The sequence below is a fragment of the Parabacteroides timonensis genome, from assembly GCF_900128505.1.
GTDB lineage: Bacteria > Bacteroidota > Bacteroidia > Bacteroidales > Tannerellaceae > Parabacteroides > Parabacteroides timonensis.
This window is the reverse complement of record NZ_LT669941.1, coordinates 236,432-256,240: the sequence shown is the minus strand read 5'-3', so window position 1 is coordinate 256,240 and position 19,809 is coordinate 236,432. Positions and strand designations below refer to the sequence as shown.

General features: G+C 54.8%; 13 protein-coding genes. 12 read left to right on the top strand and 1 reads right to left on the bottom strand.

Annotation, left to right across the window (positions count from 1 at the left end):
* Positions 1-14: 14 nt before the first annotated feature.
* From BQ7394_RS08660 to BQ7394_RS08645, 4 genes are all read left to right on the top strand, one after another.
* The gene (locus BQ7394_RS08660; RefSeq protein ID WP_075557084.1) at positions 15-1,523 is read left to right on the top strand and encodes a DUF3945 domain-containing protein; all 1,509 of its coding nucleotides are present in this window, start codon (positions 15-17) and stop codon (positions 1,521-1,523) included.
* Positions 1,524-1,694: 171 nt separating this feature from the next.
* Positions 1,695-3,788, top strand: a complete 2,094-nt coding sequence (locus tag BQ7394_RS08655; protein ID WP_075557083.1) for a type IA DNA topoisomerase — start codon at positions 1,695-1,697, stop codon at positions 3,786-3,788.
* A 160-nt stretch (positions 3,789-3,948) separates the two neighbouring features.
* Entirely contained in the window at positions 3,949-4,389 is a 441-nt protein-coding gene (locus BQ7394_RS08650; RefSeq protein WP_075557082.1) for a DUF1896 family protein, read from the top strand.
* Positions 4,379-10,111: an N-6 DNA methylase gene (locus BQ7394_RS08645; RefSeq protein WP_075557081.1), complete on the top strand. Its 5,733-nt coding sequence runs from the start codon at positions 4,379-4,381 to the stop codon at positions 10,109-10,111. The genes BQ7394_RS08650 and BQ7394_RS08645 overlap by 11 nt, the downstream gene beginning before the upstream one ends.
* 109 nt (positions 10,112-10,220) lie before the next feature.
* Here BQ7394_RS08645 and BQ7394_RS08640 read toward each other — a convergent pair whose 3' ends face one another.
* Complete coding sequence (locus tag BQ7394_RS08640) at positions 10,221-11,075, bottom strand: AraC family transcriptional regulator (protein ID WP_075557080.1); 855 nt, start codon at positions 11,073-11,075, stop codon at positions 10,221-10,223.
* 131 nt (positions 11,076-11,206) lie between these two features.
* On the opposite strand from BQ7394_RS08640, the gene BQ7394_RS08635 reads away from it, so the two are divergent.
* The 8 genes from BQ7394_RS08635 to BQ7394_RS08600 all read left to right on the top strand — a co-directional run bounded on the left by BQ7394_RS08635 (position 11,207) and on the right by BQ7394_RS08600 (position 19,761).
* Positions 11,207-11,836 (top strand): nitroreductase family protein, encoded by a 630-nt coding sequence (locus tag BQ7394_RS08635; RefSeq protein ID WP_075557079.1) that lies wholly within the window; start codon positions 11,207-11,209, stop codon positions 11,834-11,836.
* A gap of 9 nt (positions 11,837-11,845) precedes the next feature.
* Positions 11,846-12,754 carry a DMT family transporter gene (locus BQ7394_RS08630; RefSeq protein WP_075557078.1) on the top strand — a complete coding sequence of 303 codons (909 nt, stop codon included), beginning with the start codon at positions 11,846-11,848 and terminating at the stop codon, positions 12,752-12,754.
* A gap of 3 nt (positions 12,755-12,757) precedes the next feature.
* Positions 12,758-13,669 carry a DUF1848 domain-containing protein gene (locus BQ7394_RS08625; protein WP_075557077.1) on the top strand — a complete coding sequence of 304 codons (912 nt, stop codon included), beginning with the start codon at positions 12,758-12,760 and terminating at the stop codon, positions 13,667-13,669.
* Between the two features lie 19 nt (positions 13,670-13,688).
* A complete protein-coding gene (locus BQ7394_RS08620) occupies positions 13,689-14,531 on the top strand; it encodes a radical SAM protein (protein WP_075557076.1) in 843 nt (280 codons plus the stop codon).
* Between the two features lie 6 nt (positions 14,532-14,537).
* Positions 14,538-16,925: an ATP-binding response regulator gene (locus BQ7394_RS08615; protein WP_075557075.1), complete on the top strand. Its 2,388-nt coding sequence runs from the start codon at positions 14,538-14,540 to the stop codon at positions 16,923-16,925.
* Positions 16,918-18,219: a sigma-54-dependent transcriptional regulator gene (locus BQ7394_RS08610; RefSeq protein WP_075557074.1), complete on the top strand. Its 1,302-nt coding sequence runs from the start codon at positions 16,918-16,920 to the stop codon at positions 18,217-18,219. Before BQ7394_RS08615 ends, BQ7394_RS08610 begins: the two co-directional genes overlap by 8 nt.
* A gap of 313 nt (positions 18,220-18,532) precedes the next feature.
* Complete coding sequence (locus BQ7394_RS08605; protein ID WP_075557073.1) at positions 18,533-18,943, top strand: dihydrofolate reductase family protein; 411 nt, start codon at positions 18,533-18,535, stop codon at positions 18,941-18,943.
* A gap of 212 nt (positions 18,944-19,155) precedes the next feature.
* On the top strand, positions 19,156-19,761 hold the full coding sequence (locus BQ7394_RS08600; RefSeq protein WP_075557072.1) for an RteC domain-containing protein: 606 nt from the start codon (positions 19,156-19,158) through the stop codon (positions 19,759-19,761).
* The last annotated feature ends 48 nt before the right edge of the window (positions 19,762-19,809 follow it).

The following is a 19,809-nucleotide window of genomic DNA, read 5'->3' as shown; positions in this document are numbered from 1 at the left end:
AATTACAACAGATTATGGAACAAAAAAAGAAAGAACAGGATGTTCTGATCGTCAGGGACGAGAAGACAGGCGAGATCGGCGTTGTCGCGGGATTGAAACGCGACGGCACGCCGAACATGAAAGCCGCCAAAGCGGAGAACGCGCAGGATTTTCTGCGTTTCGACCGCCACGGCGACGTGCTGGATAACTTTTTCGCAAACTTCTACCGCCAATGCAAGGAGCCGAAGCGCTTCGGCTTTTACCGCGTCGCGGCGGAGGGAGCGGACAAGGTCATCGAGGTGCTGAAAGAGCTGCTGAAGAACCCGGAGCAGAACAAAGAGCTGCTCGCCCCGCACAAGGTCGATACGACCAAGTACGAGCAGGCCGCCGAGCAGCAACAGACGCCGCAGGAGGGCGAGGCGCAACCTGCCCCCGCCGAAGAAACGGAACAACAGGCCGACGAAACGACGCAGCAGGCCGAACAGTCGCCTGCCGAGGAGCAGGCCAACGACAAAGGCTACAAACCCATCGACGACAGCCGCCTCGACCGGGCGGAGGTTGCCGAACGCTGGGGCATCGACCTCGCAGCATTGGAGCAGTCGGGTGATCTGGAGCGTATGCGTCATTACGGCAAGTCGCAGCTTGTGGAGTGCAACCCCGATTTCGGCGGCGTGCGCGTGCCGATGCAGGCGCGGTTGTCGCTGCGTGAGAATCCCGACGGCACGGTGTCGATTGTTCCGCACCCGATCCGCCGCGAGCCGAACCTCGACGAATACCGGAATGTGAAGTTCACGCCGGAGGATCAGGAAAATCTGAAAAAGACGGGCAACCTCGGACGAATAGCCGAGGTCGTCGATCCTGCCACGGGTGAGCTTATTCCCTCCTTTATCAGCATCGACCGGATTACCAACGAGACGGTATCCGTTCCCGTCAAGGCCATCCGCATCCCCGACGAGGTGAAAGGCGTGCTGCTTACCAAAGAACAGAAAGAGGCGCTGGCCGAAGGAAAAGGCGTCTATGTGGAGGGCATGACGGCCAAGAGCGGCAAGAAGTTCAACGCCACGCTTCAAATCAATGCCGACAAACGGGGGCTGGACTTTCATTTCGGCGGTCAGAAGAAAGCGCAGCGACAGGAGCAGACGCAAGCGCCTGACGGTGCGCCGCAGCAGCGTCGTCTGCGGATCGGTAAAACCCTGCTCGGCGTGGAGGTCAAACCGGAGTATAAAGCAGGCTGGGAGCAGAACAAATGGGTGTACATAGAGGGCATGACCGACAAGAAAGGCCAAAAGTTCAACGCCTACGTGCGTCCGAACCACGAAAAGGCAAAGTACGATTTCAGCCGCAAAAGGCCGGAGCAGTCGCAAATCTACGAGGTGAAGCCCGACAATGCCTCCCGAACGCAGGTTGCCGTCAATTCCGAAGGCAAAACCGACGAGGCGACCAAGCATATCGGCGAGCCGCTGCAACGGGGGCAGGCAGCACCCGCCAACGAGGAGCAGCAGCGCAGGCAGCAGAATGCGAACAAACCCCGGATGCACATGTAGCTATGGCAGCATTTATCCTCCTTGTGCTCTTCTGCCTTATTTCCGTCGTGGGCGGCTGCATCCGGCGGCGCGTCGATTGGCAGGCCATAGAGCGGGAAAACGAACGCGAAATATAAAAAAACGGGGTTCTTACCCCTACCACTAAATCCACATTAAATAAATCCATTCAGTATGAAAACAATTCTTGCAGAAAAACCGAGCGTGGCGCGTGAAATCGCCCGTATCGTGAAAGCGACGAAAAGAGAGGCCGGCTACTACACGGGAAACGGCTATAACGTAACATGGGCTTTCGGGCATCTGGTACAGCCCGCCATGCCGGAGGGCTACGGCATCAAGGGATTCCACCGCGACAACCTGCCGATTATCCCGCCCGTGTTCCAGCTCGTGCCGCGTCAGGTCAAGACCGAAAAGGGCTACAAGCCGGACAGCGACGTGGCGGCACAAATCAAGATTATCGGGCAGTTGTTCCGCCAGAGCGAGCGTATCATCGTGGCAACGGATGCGGGACGCGAGGGCGAGTTGATCTTCCGCTACCTGTACGAATACATCGGCTGCGCCACGCCGTTCGACCGCCTCTGGATCAGCTCGCTCACGGACAAGGCCATCCGCGAGGGGCTGGAGCGGCTCGAAAGCGGCAACCGATACGACAACCTCTACTACGCGGCCAAAGCCCGCAGCGAGGCCGATTGGCTGGTGGGCATCAACGCCACGCAAGCCATCACGCTGGCCGCCGGACGCGGCACGTACTCGCTGGGGCGTGTGCAGACACCCGCGCTGGCGATGGTCTGCTCCCGTTATTGGGAGAACAAGCGCTTCACACCGGAGGATGTCTTTCAGGTACATTTCGCCACGCCGGGCATCGAGGCCGATGCGGTCGTGAAATTCTCCTCCGCCGAAAAATGGAAAGAGAAAGCCGCTGCCGAGGCCGCCTATCAGTCGCTCAAAGCGCAGGGCGCGGCGACGGTAACGAAAGTCGAACGCAAGGAAACGGTGCAGGATACGCCCCTGCTGTACGACCTGACAACGCTGCAAAAGGAGGCGAACACCAAGCACGGCTTCTCGGCGGACAAGACGCTCTCCATCGCGCAGAAGCTCTACGAAGCGAAACTTATCACCTATCCCCGCACAGGAAGCCGCTACATTCCCGAAGACGTGTTCGCGGAAATCCCCGCCCTGCTGCTGACGCTGAAAAACAACCCGACGTGGGGCAGCCGTCTTGCCCTGCTGGGCGAAGCCCCGACACGCCGGAGCGTGGACGATACGAAGATTACCGACCACCACGCCCTGCTGCCGACGGAGGTGAAACCGAAGCTGCTCTCCGCCGACGAGCAGACCATCTACGACATGATTGTCGGGCGTATGCTGGAGGCGTTCTCGGAGCGGTGCATCAAGGACGTAACCACCGTTACGGCGGAGTGTGCAGGCGTGGAATACACCACGAAAGGCGCTATCGTCCGTCAGGCGGGATGGCGGGCTGTGTACAACGAGGAGTTGGAAGATACCCTGCTGCCCGAATGGACGGAGGGTACGACGCTGACCGTCGCAGGCTGCTCGATGACCGAAGGTAAGACCAAGCCCAAGCCGCTGCACACCGAAGCCTCGTTGCTCGCGGCGATGGAAACCGCAGGTAAGGAGGTCGAGGACGAAGAGGTGCGGCAGTCGCTCAAAGAGTGCGGTATTGGTACACCTGCCACCCGCGCTGCCATCATCGAAACTCTTTTTTCACGGGAGTACATGGTGCGGCAGAAAAAGTCGCTCGTGCCCACGGAAAAAGGGCTGGCGCTCTATTCGGTCGTCAAGCAGATGCGTATCGCCGACGTCGAGATGACGGGGGCATGGGAAGCGGCGCTCGCCAAAATCGAGCGGGGCGAGCTGCGTGCCGAAGCGTTCCGCAAGGAGATCGAGGAGTACACCGCCGAGATTACCTCGGAGCTGCTGACCTCCGAAAAACTCTTTACGCACACCGCTTCGGAGTGTGTCTGCCCCAAGTGCAAGACCGGACGGATGCAGTTCTTCGGAAAGGTCGTGCGCTGCGACAACGCCGCGTGCGCTCTGCCCGTGTTCCGCGTGAAAGCCGGAAAGACGCTCACCGATGCGGAGATTACGGAGCTGCTGACCGAAGGGCGCACCGGAGTAATCAAGGGCTTCAACAGCAAGCAGGGCAAGGCGTTCTCGGCTGTTGTCGCGTTCGACGGGGATTTCAACACCGTTTTCGAGTTCCCGGAGGTGAAAAACGATAACAAACGCGCCAAGAGAAAGAAATAATGCCTATATTCGCCACTAAGTTCACAGAAGTAGATTGTTCTCGCGGATTCTGCGTCGATACCGATTTATTCTCTGTGGATTTAGTGGTGGCACTCGACGGGGACGTTGAGTGCCTTTTTTCGTCTATCCGTTTTTACAATCCACTAAATCCACAGAATTTATGAATAAGAAAGATAAGCCTACGGAGTTGTCCTACTACGGGCTTTACCTGTTATCCTACCTGAAAGAGAACCACCCCGACAAGGCGGGGAACGCGGCCTTTATCGACAGCCGCGCCGACCATGCCGCCGACGTGTACGAACAATCCCGCCTCGAAGGGTATCTGCCCGAAGGGGCGCACGAACTGGCGATGGCCGCGTTGCTGGAGGGGCTTCACTTTTCCAAGTACGACACCATCATCGAGGTACTCTGGAACGAGTTCGCCGACGAGGTGGCGCAGAGCGAAGCCCCTGCCGCCGCCCTGAAATTGCAGCCCTCGCTGGAGGGCATATTCTACCAATACCCGCTCTCGGACGATTTCGCCTACTCGCCCGAATACGAGCAGCTCTATACGGAGCTGACGGGGGCTATCCAAATCCTGCTGGAAGAAGATGGCATTTAACCGTAAAGCCAAGCTGCGGGACAACATCGAGGCGATACGCACGGCGTTTGAGTTAGGCAAGGCACAGCGGGCGGCCACTCCCCAAGAGCGGGAGCGGCTTGCCCGCTATTGCGGTTTCGGCGGGTTGAAATGTATTCTCAACCCGGCCTCCGACCTGACCGATGCCGTGCAGTGGGCGAAATCCGACCTCGACCTGTTCCCGATGACGGCGGAGCTGCACCGACTGATCCGCGAGAACAGCAACAGCGACACCGAGTACAAGCGTTATATCGACAGCCTGAAAAGCTCCGTGCTGACGGCGTTCTATACCCCGTCAGCGGTTACGGAGGCTTTGGCCGACGTGCTGCACGACTACCACGTCCGTCCGCTGCGGATGCTCGAACCCTCCGCCGGACATGGGGCGTTCGTCGAGGCATTTGCCCGTAAAAATGCCGCTGCGGACGTGATGGCCTTTGAAAAAGACCTGCTCACGGGCAAGATTCTCGCGTGCCTCTATCCCGACAAGAAAATACGGGTGGAGGGCTTCGAGCGCATCGAGAAGCCCTTTAACGACTATTTCGACGTGGCGGCCTCCAACATTCCGTTCGGGGATGTGGCGGTCTTCGATCCGGCGTTTTCCGCAAGCGACGCGCCCGGACGACGCACGGCGGCCAAAACCATCCACAACTACTTTTTCCTCAAAGGGCTGGATGCCGTCCGCGACGGCGGTATCGTGGCGTTCATCACCTCGCAAGGGGTACTCAACTCCCCGCAGAATGAGGAGGTACGCCGCGAGATGCTCCGTCATGCCGATCCCGTATCGGTCATACGACTGCCGAACAACCTTTTTACCGACAACGCCGGAACGGAGGTCGGCAGCGACCTTATCATCCTGCAAAAGAACACCCGAAAAGAACGCTTCACAGAACAGGATCACAAATTTTTCGGCTCTGTAAGGCAGGAAACGGGCATCATCGTCAATGGTCTTTTTCTCGACAAGGCGCGTATCGTCCATACGAAAGCCATGCAGGACACCGATCCCTACGGCAAGCCTGCAATGGTCTATCTGCACGAGGGCGGCGCGGAGGGTATCGCGGCAGATCTGCGGCGGATGCTCTCGGAGGATTTCTACAAACACCTCGACATGGGGCGCTACATGAATGTTACGGGGACGCTCGAAAGCATCCGACGGAGGCGGCAGGCGGAAACCGTAACCCCGGAGCCGACCTTGCAGGAGGAGCCGACACCGCAGGAGCAATCGGCAGCGAACGGGATGCTCGCGGGCGGGCAGCGGACGCTGTGGGATGAGCAGCCAGCGCAAACCGAACGTATCGGGGAGGCGACCGTCGTGGAGGAAACGGCGCGGCCTGCACAAACGACGGCAGAAAATGCCGCACCTGCCGCACCGCCGAAAGAAGAAAAACCCGAAATAGAGCCTCCCGTAATGAGCCTTTACGACCTGTTCGGCTTCACCGAGGAGGAACGGCGCATCGCCCAGACGGGCGGAAAGCCCCGCCGCCGGAATAACCGCCCCAAGCTGGTGCAACCCCGGCAGCCGTCGTTGTTCGACATGCCCGCCGCCAAAAGCGAAACGCAGCAGCAGACAGCCGCCGATGCTTCCGCATCCGTCTATCCTGTGGAAAATGCTGTCCGCGAGGAGGCGAACCGACGCATTGACCAAGTGGAGCGGCAGATACGCGAGGATGAAGCGAAGCTCACGGCAGAGGAGCAGCAGCGCAAGCACGAGGAGGAGATGCAGCCCCGGCCTTTCGAGGGATTGTTGGAACCGCACCACCGCGAGGGGGCATTCGTCAAAGTAAACACCGTCGGGGCACGTTATCAAATCGGCTACCTGAAAGACGTTACCCGTTACGGGGCGACGTTCCACCCGCTCGATTTGGAAAAGGCGCAACGGGAGAAAATAGCAGCCTATATTCCCGTGCGCGACATCTACGAGCGGCTCTATACCTACGAAGCGGACAAGCACGAGGAAAACAAGACGATGCGCGAGAGCCTGAACGCCCGCTACGACGAGTTCGTGAAGCGGTACGGCCCGCTCAACGCCAAAGCCAATGTGAAGCTCCTGATGATGGACGCTTCGGGGCGCGACATCCTCGCGCTGGAGCGGGCGGAAAACGGGCAGTTCGTCAAAGCCGACATTTTCGACCATCCGGTTGCTTTCTCACTCAATCAGGTAACACACGTCGATACGCCCGAAGAAGCGCTCGCCGCTTCGCTCAACCGCTACGGCGAGGTGAACCTCGACTACATGGAGGCGCTCTCGGACAACAGCCGCGAGGAGCTGATCGACGAGCTGAAAGGCCGCATCTTCTACAATCCGCTGGCGGGAGGCTACGAGATCAAAGACCGTTTCATCGCGGGCAACGTCGTCGAGAAAGCGGAGCGCATCGAGCGATGGATGCAGGGGAACCCGCACGGCGAGCGGGAAAAAGAAGCCCTCACCGCTTTGCAGGAAGCCGCCCCGCGTCCTATATCGTTCGACGAGCTGGACTTCAACCTCGGCGAGCGATGGATACCTACGGGCATCTATGCGGCCTATGCCTCCTACCTGTTCGACACGGAGGTCAGCGTCGGCTACTCGGAGAGCATGGACGAGTATTCGGTGAAATGCGGTGTGAAAAACGCCAAAATCTCCGACCAATACTGCGTAAAGGGGTATTACCGCTCCTACGACGGTATCGCCCTGATGAAACACGCCCTTGTCAATACCGTCCCCGATATGACCAAGAGCGTGGGCAAAGACGAACACGGCAACGACATCAAAGTACGCGACAGCGAGGGCATACAGCTTGCCAACGCCAAAATCGACGAGATACGAAACGGTTTCGTCGAATGGCTCGCGGAGCAGTCGCCGGAGTTTCAGCAGCGGCTAACGGACATGTATAACCGCAAGTTCAACTGCTTCGTCCGTCCAATGTATGACGGCTCGCACCAATCGTTCCCCGACCTCGACCTGAAAGCACTCGAAAAACGCTTCAATATCAAGGACGTATATCAGAGCCAAAAGGATTGTATCTGGATGCTCAAACAGAACGGAGGCGGGATTTGCGATCACGAGGTCGGAACGGGGAAAACGCTGATTATGTGCGTTGCGGCGCACGAAATGAAGCGGTTGGGGCTGGCGCACAAGCCGATGATAATCGGATTGAAAGCCAACGTCGCGGAGATTGCCGAGTGTTACCGCACGGCCTATCCGAATGCCAAGATTCTCTACGCTTCGGAAAAGGATTTTTCGCCCGCCAACCGTGTGCGGTTCTTCAACAACATCAAAAACAACGATTACGACTGTGTCATCATGTCGCACGACCAGTTCGGCAAGATACCGCAGTCGCCCGAAATGCAGCAGCGCATCCTGCAAGCGGAGCTGGACACCGTGGAAGAGAATCTGGAGGTGCTGCGCAGTCAGGGCAAGGATATTTCGCGGGCAATGCTGCGGGGATTGGAAAAGCGGAAAATCAACCTTTCCGTCAAGCTGGAGAACATCGCGCACGCCATCAAGACACGCACGGACGACGTGGTGGACTTCAAGCAAATGGGCATCGACCATATTTTCGTGGACGAGAGCCACCAATTCAAGAACCTGATGTTCAACACACGCCACGACCGCGTGGCCGGGCTGGGCAATCAGGACGGCAGCCAAAAGGCGCTCAATATGCTTTACGCCATCCGCACCATTCAGGAGCGCACGGGCAAGGATTTGGGCGCGACGTTCCTGTCGGGCACGACCATCAGCAACTCGCTCACGGAGCTGTACCTGCTGTTCAAATACCTGCGTCCGCAAGAGCTGGAACGGCAGAACATCAACTGCTTCGATGCGTGGGCGGCGATTTTCGCCAAGAAAAGCGTGGACTTCGAGTTCTCAGTAACAAACAACATCGTACAGAAAGAGCGTTTCCGCTACTTTATCAAAGTGCCGGAGCTGGCGGCGTTCTACTCCGAGATTACCGACTACCGCACGGCGGAGGATGTGGGCGTGGATCGTCCCGACAAGAACGAGAAGCTCCACAATATTCCCCCGACGCCGCAGCAGGAGGAGTTCATTGAGAAGTTGATGGAGTTCGCGCAAACTGGCGACGCGACGATATTGGGGCGGCAGCCGCTCTCCGAAACGGAAGAGAAAGCCAAGATGCTGATTGCAACGGACTATGCCCGGAAAATGGCGCTCGACATGCGATTGATTGATCCCGACCTGTATGAAGACCACCCCGACAACAAGGCGAGCCACTGTGCGGCGACGATAGCGGAGTATTACCACAAGTACGACGCGCAGAAAGGCACGCAGTTCGTTTTCTCGGATTTGGGGACGTTCCAGCCGGGACAATGGAACGTATATAGCGAGATTAAACGCAAGCTCGTGGAGGATTACGGCATCCCCTCCTCCGAAATACGTTTCATTCAGGAGTGCAAGAACGAGAACGCCCGCAAAGCCGTTATCGACGCGATGAACGACGGACGGGTGCGGGTAATCTTCGGCTCCACGTCCATGCTCGGAACGGGCGTAAACGCCCAGAAGCGAGCCGTCGCGGTGCATCACCTCGACACCCCGTGGCGGCCTTCCGACCTCGCGCAGCGCGACGGACGTGCCGTGCGTAAGGGCAACGAGATCGCCAAACTGTTCGCGGGCGACAAGGTGGATGTGATTATCTACGCCGTGGAAAAGTCGCTCGACAGCTATAAATTCAACCTGCTGCACTGCAAGCAGACGTTCATCTCGCAGCTCAAAAGCGGCGCGATGGGTGCGAGAACGATTGACGAGGGCGCGATGGATGAGAAGTCGGGCATGAATTTCTCGGAATACATGGCGATTCTCTCCGGCAATACGGATTTGCTCGACAAAGCCCGTCTGGAGAAGAAAGTGGCGGCGCTGGAAAGCGAGCGCAAGACGTTCCACAAGGCCAAGAGCAGCTCCGTATGGAAATTGGAGGAGTACACCAAGACGCTGGCGCACAACAACGACTGCATCACCAAGATGTCAGCCGATTACGATGTGTTCCTCTCCCGCGTACAGACGGACAAGGAGGGCAACAAGCTCAACGCCGTGCGGCTCGACGGGCTGGAGGCCACCGACCACAAGAGCGTCGGAACGCGCTTGCAGGAAATAGCCAAGAACGCCACGACGAGCGGCGAGTACGTGCGTATCGGCGAGCTGTACGGCTTCCCGCTGCTCGTCAAGACCGAACCGCTCCTGAAAGACGGCAAGGAGGTCAAGCAAAACCGTTTCTTCGTGGAGGGCGCATTCAGATACACCTACAACAACGGACTGATAGCCATGTCGGACACCAAAGCGGCGGCTATGAACTTTCTGAACGCGCTGGAACGCATACCCAAGCTCGTGGAGCAGTACCGTGAGAAGAATGTGGAATACGAACGCGATATTCCGATTTTACAGGAAACGGTCGGCGGCGTATGGAAGAAGGAGGACGAGTTGAAGGCTCTGAAAGCGGAGGTCGCAGCGCTGGAGCGGAAAATACAACTGACGCTCACTCCGCCCAAACCCGAAGCCGGGCAGGAACAAGGCGACGAGCAAACAAGGCAAACGGTCAGCGGACAGCAGGGAGTTACGCCCACGGAGGGAACATCCCCGAATGCCGGGATGCGGACACCGAAGGAGGATATACCCCAAGCCGCAGACACCTCGTCATTTATTCGGGAGCATATCCATTTCGTCAGGCCGCAAACATCCGATAGCGGGCAAAATCAATCCAAAGGGTTTAAGATATAACGTCATGTAAAATCGTATGCCCGAAAGCTCTCCCTTATTATTTCGGGGGAGCTTTTACATCTAATAAATGCGTGCGGTTAGGCTTGTTAAAGCCGTCGAGATTGTCTAACTATCTGAATTGCTTCCTATACTTGGACGGCGACATCCCCATTGCATTCGTGAACACCCGCACGAAATGAGGCAGGTCGTTAAAACCGACCGTATAGCAAATCTCGGATACCCCCTTTTGCGAATGTTTCAGTAGCTCGCAAGCGGTATTCAGACGATACTGGGTGACGAACTGCGAGAAGGTCATCCCTTTGCATCGTTTGAAGTAAGAACAGAATGCCGAACGGTTCATTCCCACTTCTGCTGCAATATCATCCAAAGAAATGGCATGGACGTAGTGGGCCATCACGTATGCCGCAATCTGCTGCATCCGCCGCACGTCCCGTTCGATACGCATCGGCCGTCCGGCAAACGTATGATCTGACGAAGTAAAGATGACAGGCAGCAGGCAGAACATCGCACTCAAGCGTCCTAACTCGTCCATACCTTTCATTCCGGTCAATATCTTACGAATAACTCGTGAGCTTTCCGTTCCGAACTTCAACGCATCGGTCGGAAATATTACTCCCACCAATCTATTCCTCAATTCGGGAAACACCTCCATGCACCGCTCCACCAACGAATGACTGAAAGCCACCATCAAATAACGGACGCAACCATCCGTATCGGCAGAATCGGGCGCATACTCCCAACGATGAAGCATGGACGGCGGGATCAAAGCTACGTCGCCTGCCGCAAAGGGCTGCAACGTATCGCCTGCCATCCGGTTACCGTACCCGTGAACGACGTAATACAACTCCCACGCATCGTGTCGGTGCAATTTTGCTTCAATGCTTGTTTCCACTCGCTGGTCGATAAAGAAAAACGAGTGATTCTCCACTTCGGGTAATTCATAAGGAATGGCGGTATCTTCCATAAAAGTAAAGCTCAAATTTGTTTCAATGCAAATATACGACAAATATAAGAAATGATAACACAAATACAAAACAAGAAAGCACCGTAACTTTGCCATCGACAACAAGAAATATAACTTAAAAACGTATTGTTATGGATTTCTACGAAGTATTAGAGAAAAGAAGAACCATCCGTGATTTTTCCAATCGAAAAGTATCGGACGAAGTATTGGACAAGATTCTGTCAGCCGCTTTCAAAGCACCGACCAACGACCACTTACGCCAGTTCGAGTTTATCGTGGTGCGCGGACAGGAAAACATTTCCCGCATCATCTCGCCTGTGGCGGAAAACACCAAAAATATTCAGCAGGCCGGGCTCGAAGCCGCAGCAGATGTAATGGACAAAGACGAACACGCTATGTTCGTCAGTGCCCTGCCCAAACAGCAACGGATGCTTATCGAAAGCGACTGCCTTGTCCTACCATTTTTCCGGCAAATGAATGCCCCTCTGTGCCATCCGGTGGATCAGAGTTCGCTGAACTATTTCGCTTCCGCGTGGGCGGCAGTCGAGAACATCCTGCTGGCGGCGACGGCGGAAGGGCTGGCATGCGCATTCCGCATCCCCATCGGTAACGAGCCGGAACACGTAAAGCAAGCCATCCATGCCCCTGAAGGATACGAGTTCACTTGCTTTCTCGCAATCGGTTATCCTGCCGAGAACGCGCACATCTGCAAGCAGAAAGAGATTAACGTCGGGGACAGGATACATCACAACGTCTGGTAAACAATGAGGATGAAAGGACACATTTTTATATTGTCGGCCAACATTCTGTTCGGTGTCAGCATGCCGATTTTCAAATTTCTGTTGGCATCGAATGTGCCACCGGAAGCAATCACCATCATGCGGGCGGTTTTCGCCTGCGTGATGTTTTGGCTTGTGTCCTTTTTCATGCCAAAAGAAAAAGTTCTGCCGAAAGATTTAATGTTGCTCCTTGTTTGCGCCCTTTGCGGTGTAGGCATCAACCAATGGTTATTCGTTGTCGGACTGAAAAAATCTTCACCTGTTGATGCCTCTATTATTGCTACGGCAGTGCCTATTTTCGTGTTGCTGTTGGCCGCCGCCGTGCTGAAAGAGCCGATTACCAAGAAAAAATCATTAGGTGTAGTTTTGGGTATAAGCGGCGGTCTGATGTTGGTGTTCAGTTCTACGCAAACGACCAATGGAGGCAATAGTCTGTGGGGAGATATGCTGATGTTGCTGAACCAGTTGATGTACTCTGTTTATTTGGTCTTGTCCAAACCGTTGTCCGGACGATATTCGTCCGTGACGATTATGAAGTGGATGTTCCTGTTCTCGGCACTGACATTGGCTCCGTTTTGCGTCAAGTACGTGCAGTATGTTCCTACCTTTCACCGAACGACTTTCAACAGGACGGAACTGTGCGCACTTTTCTATCTGCTGTTCGGAGCCACATTCGTCGCATTCATGCTTATTCCGATGGCGTTGAAATATATTCGCCCGACCACAGTCAGCATGTACAATTACGTGCAACCCATTATCGCTTCCATCATTGCAATTGCGATTGGTCAGGACACATTCTCGACGCAAAAACTGTTGTCGGCAGTGTTGGTATTTGTCGGAGTCTATCTGGTGACACAGAGTAAGAAAAGAGAAGATATAAAAAATTTAGATATTGCATAAGACATGATTATAAATACAGGGGGACGGACAGATACCGTCAATTATTACAGCGACTGGCTGTTGAAGCGTTTTGAGGAGGGGTACGTCTTTTCGCGTAACCCTTTATTCCCCAATCATATTACAAAATACATACTTGCTCCCGATGTAGTCGATTGTGTCGTATTTTGTTCTAAAAACTATCAGCCCATATTATCCCGCATTCACCGCATCACAGAACGGTTCAATGTGTTTTGCCATTATACCATAACCGCTTACGGCAAGGACATCGAACCCAATGTGCCCGACATCGACGAAAGTGTCCGGACACTAATAGAATTATCGGAAAAAGTGGGATGCGGGAAAATTGCGTGGCGTTACGATCCGGTGCTGCTTACAAAGTATTACACGATAGACAGACATTTGGAAACCTTTGACTACATAGCGTCCCGAATCGCTCCTTACGTGAGCTTTTGCATTTTTAGCTTCGTTGAAATGTATAAAAGGTTGGATGTTAATATGCCGGAGCTGATTCCGCTGACCGATGAGGACAAGCAAGCATTGGCGCAGGGTATGGGACAAATAGCCGTCCGGTACGGACTGCGCATACAAACCTGCGGAACAGTGGAAAGTTACCGTCAATATGGCATCGAAATTTCCGGTTGTATGACTACTGCTAATCTGGGAAATGCGCTGGGGTGTCAGTTCCGGAAAATGGCGCATAAAGGAACCCGCATCGGATGCAGTTGCATGCCTTCCCGCGACATAGGAGCTTACAACACCTGCCTGAACGGTTGCAAATATTGTTATGCCAACAAAAGACCGGAGTTAGCGATAGAGAACTACAAGCTCCACGATCCGTCTTCGCCGCTTATGATAGGACATGTCAAGCCCGGCGATATTGTAAAAGAAGGGAGCCAAAAGAGCTTTATTATCTGAATTTATAAATCATAATGGAATGATTGTAGCGGAAAAAGAAACGAAAAGCCTGCTGACAGCCACCAAAATCGGTCAGTATGCCATCAATCCATATATAGGTTGCCCTCACGGTTGCAAGTATTGTTATGCCTCGTTCATGAAGCGGTTTACGAATCATCCGGAACCGTGGGGTGAGTTTCTGGATGTGAAAAGATGCGCTAAGAAAATAGACCTCAAGAAAATATCAGGTAAAAATGTGTTCATGAGTACGGCTACCGATCCATATAACCCTTTTGAAGCGCAATACGGTATTACCCGTTCCATACTGGAGCAGTTGGTAAATAGCGATTGTTATCTACAGATTTCGACCAAAAACAAACTGATATTGCGCGACCTCGACCTGCTTAAACGCATAAAGCATCTGTGTGTAGCGATGTCGGTCAATACTACCGATGAACGATTCAGAGCGGATATGGATTCGGGCAGTACGATTGGGGAGCGTTTCGATACCTTGCGCAGATTTCACGAAGAAGGAATCTATACAATTCTGTTTATGTCTCCCATTTTTATCGGAATCACGGATTGGCAAGCCATTATCGAACGCAGCAGTAACTTTATCGACGAGTATTGGTTCGAGGATTTGAATTTACGTGGCGGATACAAGCCTGTTATCATGCAGTATGTACACGACAATTATCCTGCTCTTTATCCCATGTATGAGAAAATATACACGAAGTACGTCCGTGCAGAGTTAATTGCCAACGACCAAGCTATCTGTAATTATTGTGACACACACGGTGTGAATTACGGCGCTTATTTTCATCATGAAGAAGTTATCGAAAATAGCAAAAATTCATTATTAGGTAAAATCAACAATCAATAAATTATTATGAATAACCCATTACTGACTATACGAATAAAGATCATCGCAGGCTACGTTTCGCTTGTCCTGCTGTTCTTGGTTGTCCTCTATCTCGCCTACCGGGAAAAGGATAGTATGGCAGTAATGGATGCACAAGTGGAAAGATTGCTGGCACAACATCGCCAAACCGAAGCGATAGCCGTCGAAATTCTCGACCTTTCACTTTTGGGCGAGCAGCTTATCACGTGGGAGGATGAAGAAATAACCCGTTATCGCGCCCAAAAGGATACGGTGGCTGTACACTTGGAGCAGCTCAAATCGCAATCCCAATCCAACGAACAGCAGGAACGGATAGATGCCGTTCTTTCTCTGTTGGATGTCAAAGAAATGCACATGCTTTCCATGTTGGAAAGCTGGCACACACTCAAAAGGGTGTCGAATACCCTTATCCGGGAACGTCTGCCCGGCCTTATTCGGCAAACGCGCCGACAGCAGGAACAGTTACAGACAGCCTATGAAGAAGAGCTTAAAAAGAGCGGCGGACTGCGAGGTTTGTTCCGAAACCGGAAGAAAGCCGGGAACCGGAGTAAAGAACGCAGCGAGGAAATTTTGCAGCAAAACGAAATGCAGACGACCGCCTCGCTGCGTTCTTTAGCTTCGGAAATAGACCGGAGGCAATCGGCACAAACGGAGCGTCTGTTTGCACTCGTCGATAGTCTGGGCGATAAGAACCGTTATCTCAACCGTGAGATCAGCCGCCTGATTTCCGAGTTCAGCCGTACCGACCTTAAATTGAAAGAGGAGGCAACAACGGCCTGTCTGCTGGGGCGCGAGCGTATCATTCGGACAATCTCTGTGTTGAGTATGGCGGCCTTTGCGTTTGCCTTTCTTTTCTATTATTTGCTTCATCGGGATTTGCGGGAAAGGCTTCAAAACAGGAGGCGGCTGGAACGTACCATACGGGAAAACGAAGAGCTGCTCTCCGCCCGCAAAAATATGATGCTCACCATCAGCCACGACCTGCGTGCGCCTTTGGCCGCTATCAGCGGCTATGCGGAGCTGCTGCCGGACGAACGACACAAGGAGAACCGCCGCCGTTACAGCGACGCCATCCTGCAATCGTCCGAACGGATGCTCGGTCTTTTGAATACGCTGCTGGGCTTCTACCGTCTGGAAACAGGCAAGGAGCAGCCGGAAAACAAGCCGTTCCGCCTGCAACCTCTGGCGGACATCCTGACGGGCGAATATGCCCCGCTTGCCGCGAAAAAACAGTTGGCGTTCTCGACGGACTACGACGGCGGCGACATCGTCGTTACGGGAGATCGGGAACGGACGCTGGAAATCATCGCCAACCTGCTCTCCAATGCGGTCAAGTTCACCGCACAGGGTTCGGTGCGCCTGAATATGCACTACGCCTCCGACGAGCTTACGGTAACGGTCGAAGATACGGGCGCAGGAATGACCGAAGCGGAAACGGAGGCCATCTTCCAGCCTTTCGAGCGGCTCGACAAATCGGAGGTGCAGGGCTTCGGGCTGGGACTGTCCATCACGCTGGCGCTGGTCAGTCTGCTGAACGGCACGCTGGAGGTTGCGAGCAGTCCCGGCAAAGGGAGCCGTTTCACCGTCCGCCTGCCGCTTCCGCTCTGCAAGGACACGGGCGACGCTTCGCAGACGCCATCGGCGCTGCCGTGCGTCCGGCATTTGCAGGTTGCCGTCGTGGATAACGACGCCGTACTGCTGGCCATGACGGTACGCATGTTCGACCGGAACGAGATCTACGCCGACGGCTTCCGCAGCGCCCGCGAGCTGCTGGAGGGGATGCGTACCCGCCGTTACGATTTGATCCTGACGGATATTGTCATGCCCGGAATGAGCGGCTTCGGGTTGCTGGAGCTGCTGCGCTCCTCGAACCTCCCGGCGGCGAAAGCCGTTCCCGTCGTGGCGATGACCGCCCGTGCGGAACGCAGCGAGGAGGAGTTCATCCGCGCCGGATTCGCCGGATGCCTTTTCAAACCGTTCTCGCGTGCGGAGCTGGCGACAGTGGTATCGCGCTGCACCGCAGGGCAGGCGACGGAACAGACTGCTGTGGCCGACTTCTCGATGCTTCTGACCAACGAGCAGGACAAACGGGAAATGTTCGCGCTGCTGGTTCGGGAAACGCGGAAGAACATGGAAGCGCTTGCAGCGGCTTCGGAGCATTGCGACACCGAAGCCCTCGCCGCACTGCTGCACCACCTCTCGCCGCTTTGGGAGGCGTTACGGATCGACAGTGCGCTGCTCGAACTGCGCAGCGCCTTATCCTCGGACAATCCGTCGTGCGACACGCTCCGCAGCATCGCCGACCGGATTGCCGACACGGGCAAACGGCTGGTCGAACAAATCGAAGCGGAGTTGAAGGAGGGCGGCTATGCGTAAAATCCTGATTGTCGAAGATGACCTCGTACTCTGCCGGGTGCTGCGGAATTGGCTGGAGCGGAAACGGATGCAGGTGGAGTGCGTTTCCACGCTTGCCGCCGCCCACAAAGCCCTTGCCGATACGGATGCCGACATAATCCTCTCGGATATGCGCCTGCCCGACGGCGACGGGATCGGACTGCTGGAGTGGATGAACGAACAGCGCTGCCGCATTCCCTTTATCGTCATGACGCAGCACGCCGAAGTGCCGTCCGCCGTGCGAGCCATGAAGCTGGGCGCGGAAGACTACCTGCCCAAGCCGTTCTTGCCCGAAACGCTCTATACCATGCTGGAGGGACTGCTGCGGCGCAAAGAGGCGGCACGCAGGCGAGGGCAAAAGATTTTCCGCCGCGAGAGCGAGGCCGTCCGCGAGCTTGTGCGCCGTGCGGAGCTGGTTGCCGCGACCGATCTTTCGGTGCTTGTCCGGGGCGAAAACGGTACGGGCAAGGAACACATCGCCCGACTGATCCACACGGCCAGCCCGCGTGCGGACAAACCGTTCGTGGCCGTCGATTGCGGGGCTATCTCCAGAGAGCTGGCGGCCTCGGAGTTCTTCGGGCACGTCAAAGGCGCATTCACGGGCGCGACGGGAAACAAAACGGGCGTATTCCACGAAGCGGAGGGCGGCACGCTCTTTCTGGACGAAATCGGCAACCTGCCCTACGAGGTGCAGGTGCTTCTGCTTCGGGCGTTGCAGGAACGCTGTTACCGTCCTGTGGGCGGCAAGCGGGAAATGCCGTGCGACGTGCGCATCGTCGCCGCGACGAACGAGAACATCGAAAAGGCAATCGGCGAGGGACGCTTCCGGGAGGATTTGTTTCACCGCCTGAATGAATTTTCGGTCGCGGTTCCGCCCCTGCGGGAATGCCGGGAGGATATTTTGCCGCTGGCCGAGTTCTTTCTGCAACGATACGCCGAAGAGCTGAACCGGAACATTACGGGTTTCAGTGCCGAGGCACGCAAGAGGCTGCAAGCCTACGGCTGGCCGGGGAACGTGCGGGAGCTGAAAAATGCCGTCCGCAGTGCCGTGCTGCTCGCCACAAAGGACACCATCGGTCTGGATGAGCTGTATCTGACGGAGGCCGCAGCCGCGAAAGGCTTTGCCCTGCGGGAAGAAAGCGAGGAGCGCGAGCGCATCGTCAAAGCGCTGGAGGCGGCCAAATACAACAAGGCATTGGCGGCGGGGCTGCTGCAAATCAGCCGTCCGACCTTGTATGAAAAGATGAAAAAATACGGGATAGATATGGAAAAATAGCTGTTTTTTAGAAAGATTGGAGGGAAAGATGTATCTTTGAAAACGAAATTGAAAAATAGACGGGAAACAGGGTTTCCTATCAAGATATAAGACATAAGTTCGCAAGACGTTCCAAGCTAAATCTGGTAAATTGAGCAAAGTAAGAACAGATTGCGTGAGGCTTATGCTATGTTTTAACATAGCGTGGGCTCGCGTATATTCTTACTTGGGCATACCAGAGCCTTGCTTGGAGTAGCGTGAGTACCACGCTACTTTTTTGACCTCTTGGAACATTGTTTGGTTATATACGTTCCACTATCAGACAAGAGGTAACATGAAAATACAAATAACTGCAACAGTATCGTCCGACGGCTATCTGCTGCCGCCGGATACAATCAAACGCCGCTGGCCTTTCGAGGGAAAACACTCGCTTTCCGCACTACGAAAAAAGGCGGATATGCTGCTGCATACGAACGATTCCCTGCTCTTGCTGCTTGCCGAAAAACGAAAGGCGTGCGATGCCAGCATCTACCTGGCAGAAGCCACGCCGCAAACGGCGGATTTGATTAAAGGTTTGCTTCTGTACCATCTGGCGGATGAGCTGATTGTCTATACCTCGCCCGCCGAGGTCGGCAAAGGCTACGCTTTTTCCGAATTGGTCGATACGAAAGAGTGGGAAATGCAGGCGGAACATTCCCTATCGGGGCGTGCCGTCTGCCGGATATACAGCCGTAAAGGGCGGTAAATATGTAAATCCGCCTTACACTCTGTAAGATTACCTTACACTTTGCCTGCGTTGCCTGAAACCTGCAAAAAATAATATCGGCAGATATTTTACAGACAATCAATTAAATATATTATTGCCCTCTTAAAATCCGTTCTGCCGGAATAGGGTTTGTCCTTTATTTAACGTGCGCACAGAGTTAAATGAAGTATAACGACCTAAAACAGAAAAGAATGGATTTCCTTATATTGACGGAAACCGAGTTTTTCCGACTGATAAATAACGATGCCGGATGCCCCGACCTGCAAGCGGCCTACAACGAGTTTATAAACGAGGTTCTCACCTTTTGCTTTGCTGCGTCCTCCGACGGACGGCGGCTGTTTCCAACGCTCGCCTACACGGAGATCGAGCTGTGCTGCCTGCATGAAAAACTGTCTTCGGCAGGCGACGGGCAGGTTTACCATGTCCGCAAAGCCCTGTCGTTTATCCGGCGGATGTTGAAACACGCTTCCACCCAAGTGCCACCACTATCCACCCCGAAAACCCAATCCCAAACAACCCCTTTCCGCTGGACGGGCAGCCTTGTCGAGCTGATTGAAATTATCTACGCCCTCGACGAGATGGGCAGCATCAACGACGGACGGAACGACATCAAAGAGCTGGCGGCTTTTTTCGGCTCGCTGCTCGGTCGGGAAATTAAAGACCGACATTGCTACGACGCCTATCTGGATATGAAGCGCCGCAAGAACGAGAGCCGGACGTACTTTCTCGACAAGCTGCGCGAACGCCTGAACCTGCGGATGCAGCGGGACGATGTGCGGGAGCAACAACGCCGATAGCCTATACATTATATATATGAAAAGGGCGGTAATTTGCAGTTACCGCCC

What these genes read in the sequence shown, in the direction of transcription:
- BQ7394_RS08660 (WP_075557084.1), top strand. Translation starts at nt 15, where the DNA reads ATGGAACAAAAAAAGAAAGAACAGGATGTTCTGATCGTCAGGGACGAG.
- BQ7394_RS08655 (WP_075557083.1), top strand. Translation starts at nt 1,695, where the DNA reads ATGAAAACAATTCTTGCAGAAAAACCGAGCGTGGCGCGTGAAATCGCC.
- BQ7394_RS08650 (WP_075557082.1), top strand. Translation starts at nt 3,949, where the DNA reads ATGAATAAGAAAGATAAGCCTACGGAGTTGTCCTACTACGGGCTTTAC.
- BQ7394_RS08645 (WP_075557081.1), top strand. Translation starts at nt 4,379, where the DNA reads ATGGCATTTAACCGTAAAGCCAAGCTGCGGGACAACATCGAGGCGATA.
- BQ7394_RS08640 (WP_075557080.1), bottom strand. Translation starts at nt 11,075, where the DNA reads ATGGAAGATACCGCCATTCCTTATGAATTACCCGAAGTGGAGAATCAC.
- BQ7394_RS08635 (WP_075557079.1), top strand. Translation starts at nt 11,207, where the DNA reads ATGGATTTCTACGAAGTATTAGAGAAAAGAAGAACCATCCGTGATTTT.
- BQ7394_RS08630 (WP_075557078.1), top strand. Translation starts at nt 11,846, where the DNA reads ATGAAAGGACACATTTTTATATTGTCGGCCAACATTCTGTTCGGTGTC.
- BQ7394_RS08625 (WP_075557077.1), top strand. Translation starts at nt 12,758, where the DNA reads ATGATTATAAATACAGGGGGACGGACAGATACCGTCAATTATTACAGC.
- BQ7394_RS08620 (WP_075557076.1), top strand. Translation starts at nt 13,689, where the DNA reads ATGATTGTAGCGGAAAAAGAAACGAAAAGCCTGCTGACAGCCACCAAA.
- BQ7394_RS08615 (WP_075557075.1), top strand. Translation starts at nt 14,538, where the DNA reads ATGAATAACCCATTACTGACTATACGAATAAAGATCATCGCAGGCTAC.
- BQ7394_RS08610 (WP_075557074.1), top strand. Translation starts at nt 16,918, where the DNA reads ATGCGTAAAATCCTGATTGTCGAAGATGACCTCGTACTCTGCCGGGTG.
- BQ7394_RS08605 (WP_075557073.1), top strand. Translation starts at nt 18,533, where the DNA reads ATGAAAATACAAATAACTGCAACAGTATCGTCCGACGGCTATCTGCTG.
- BQ7394_RS08600 (WP_075557072.1), top strand. Translation starts at nt 19,156, where the DNA reads ATGGATTTCCTTATATTGACGGAAACCGAGTTTTTCCGACTGATAAAT.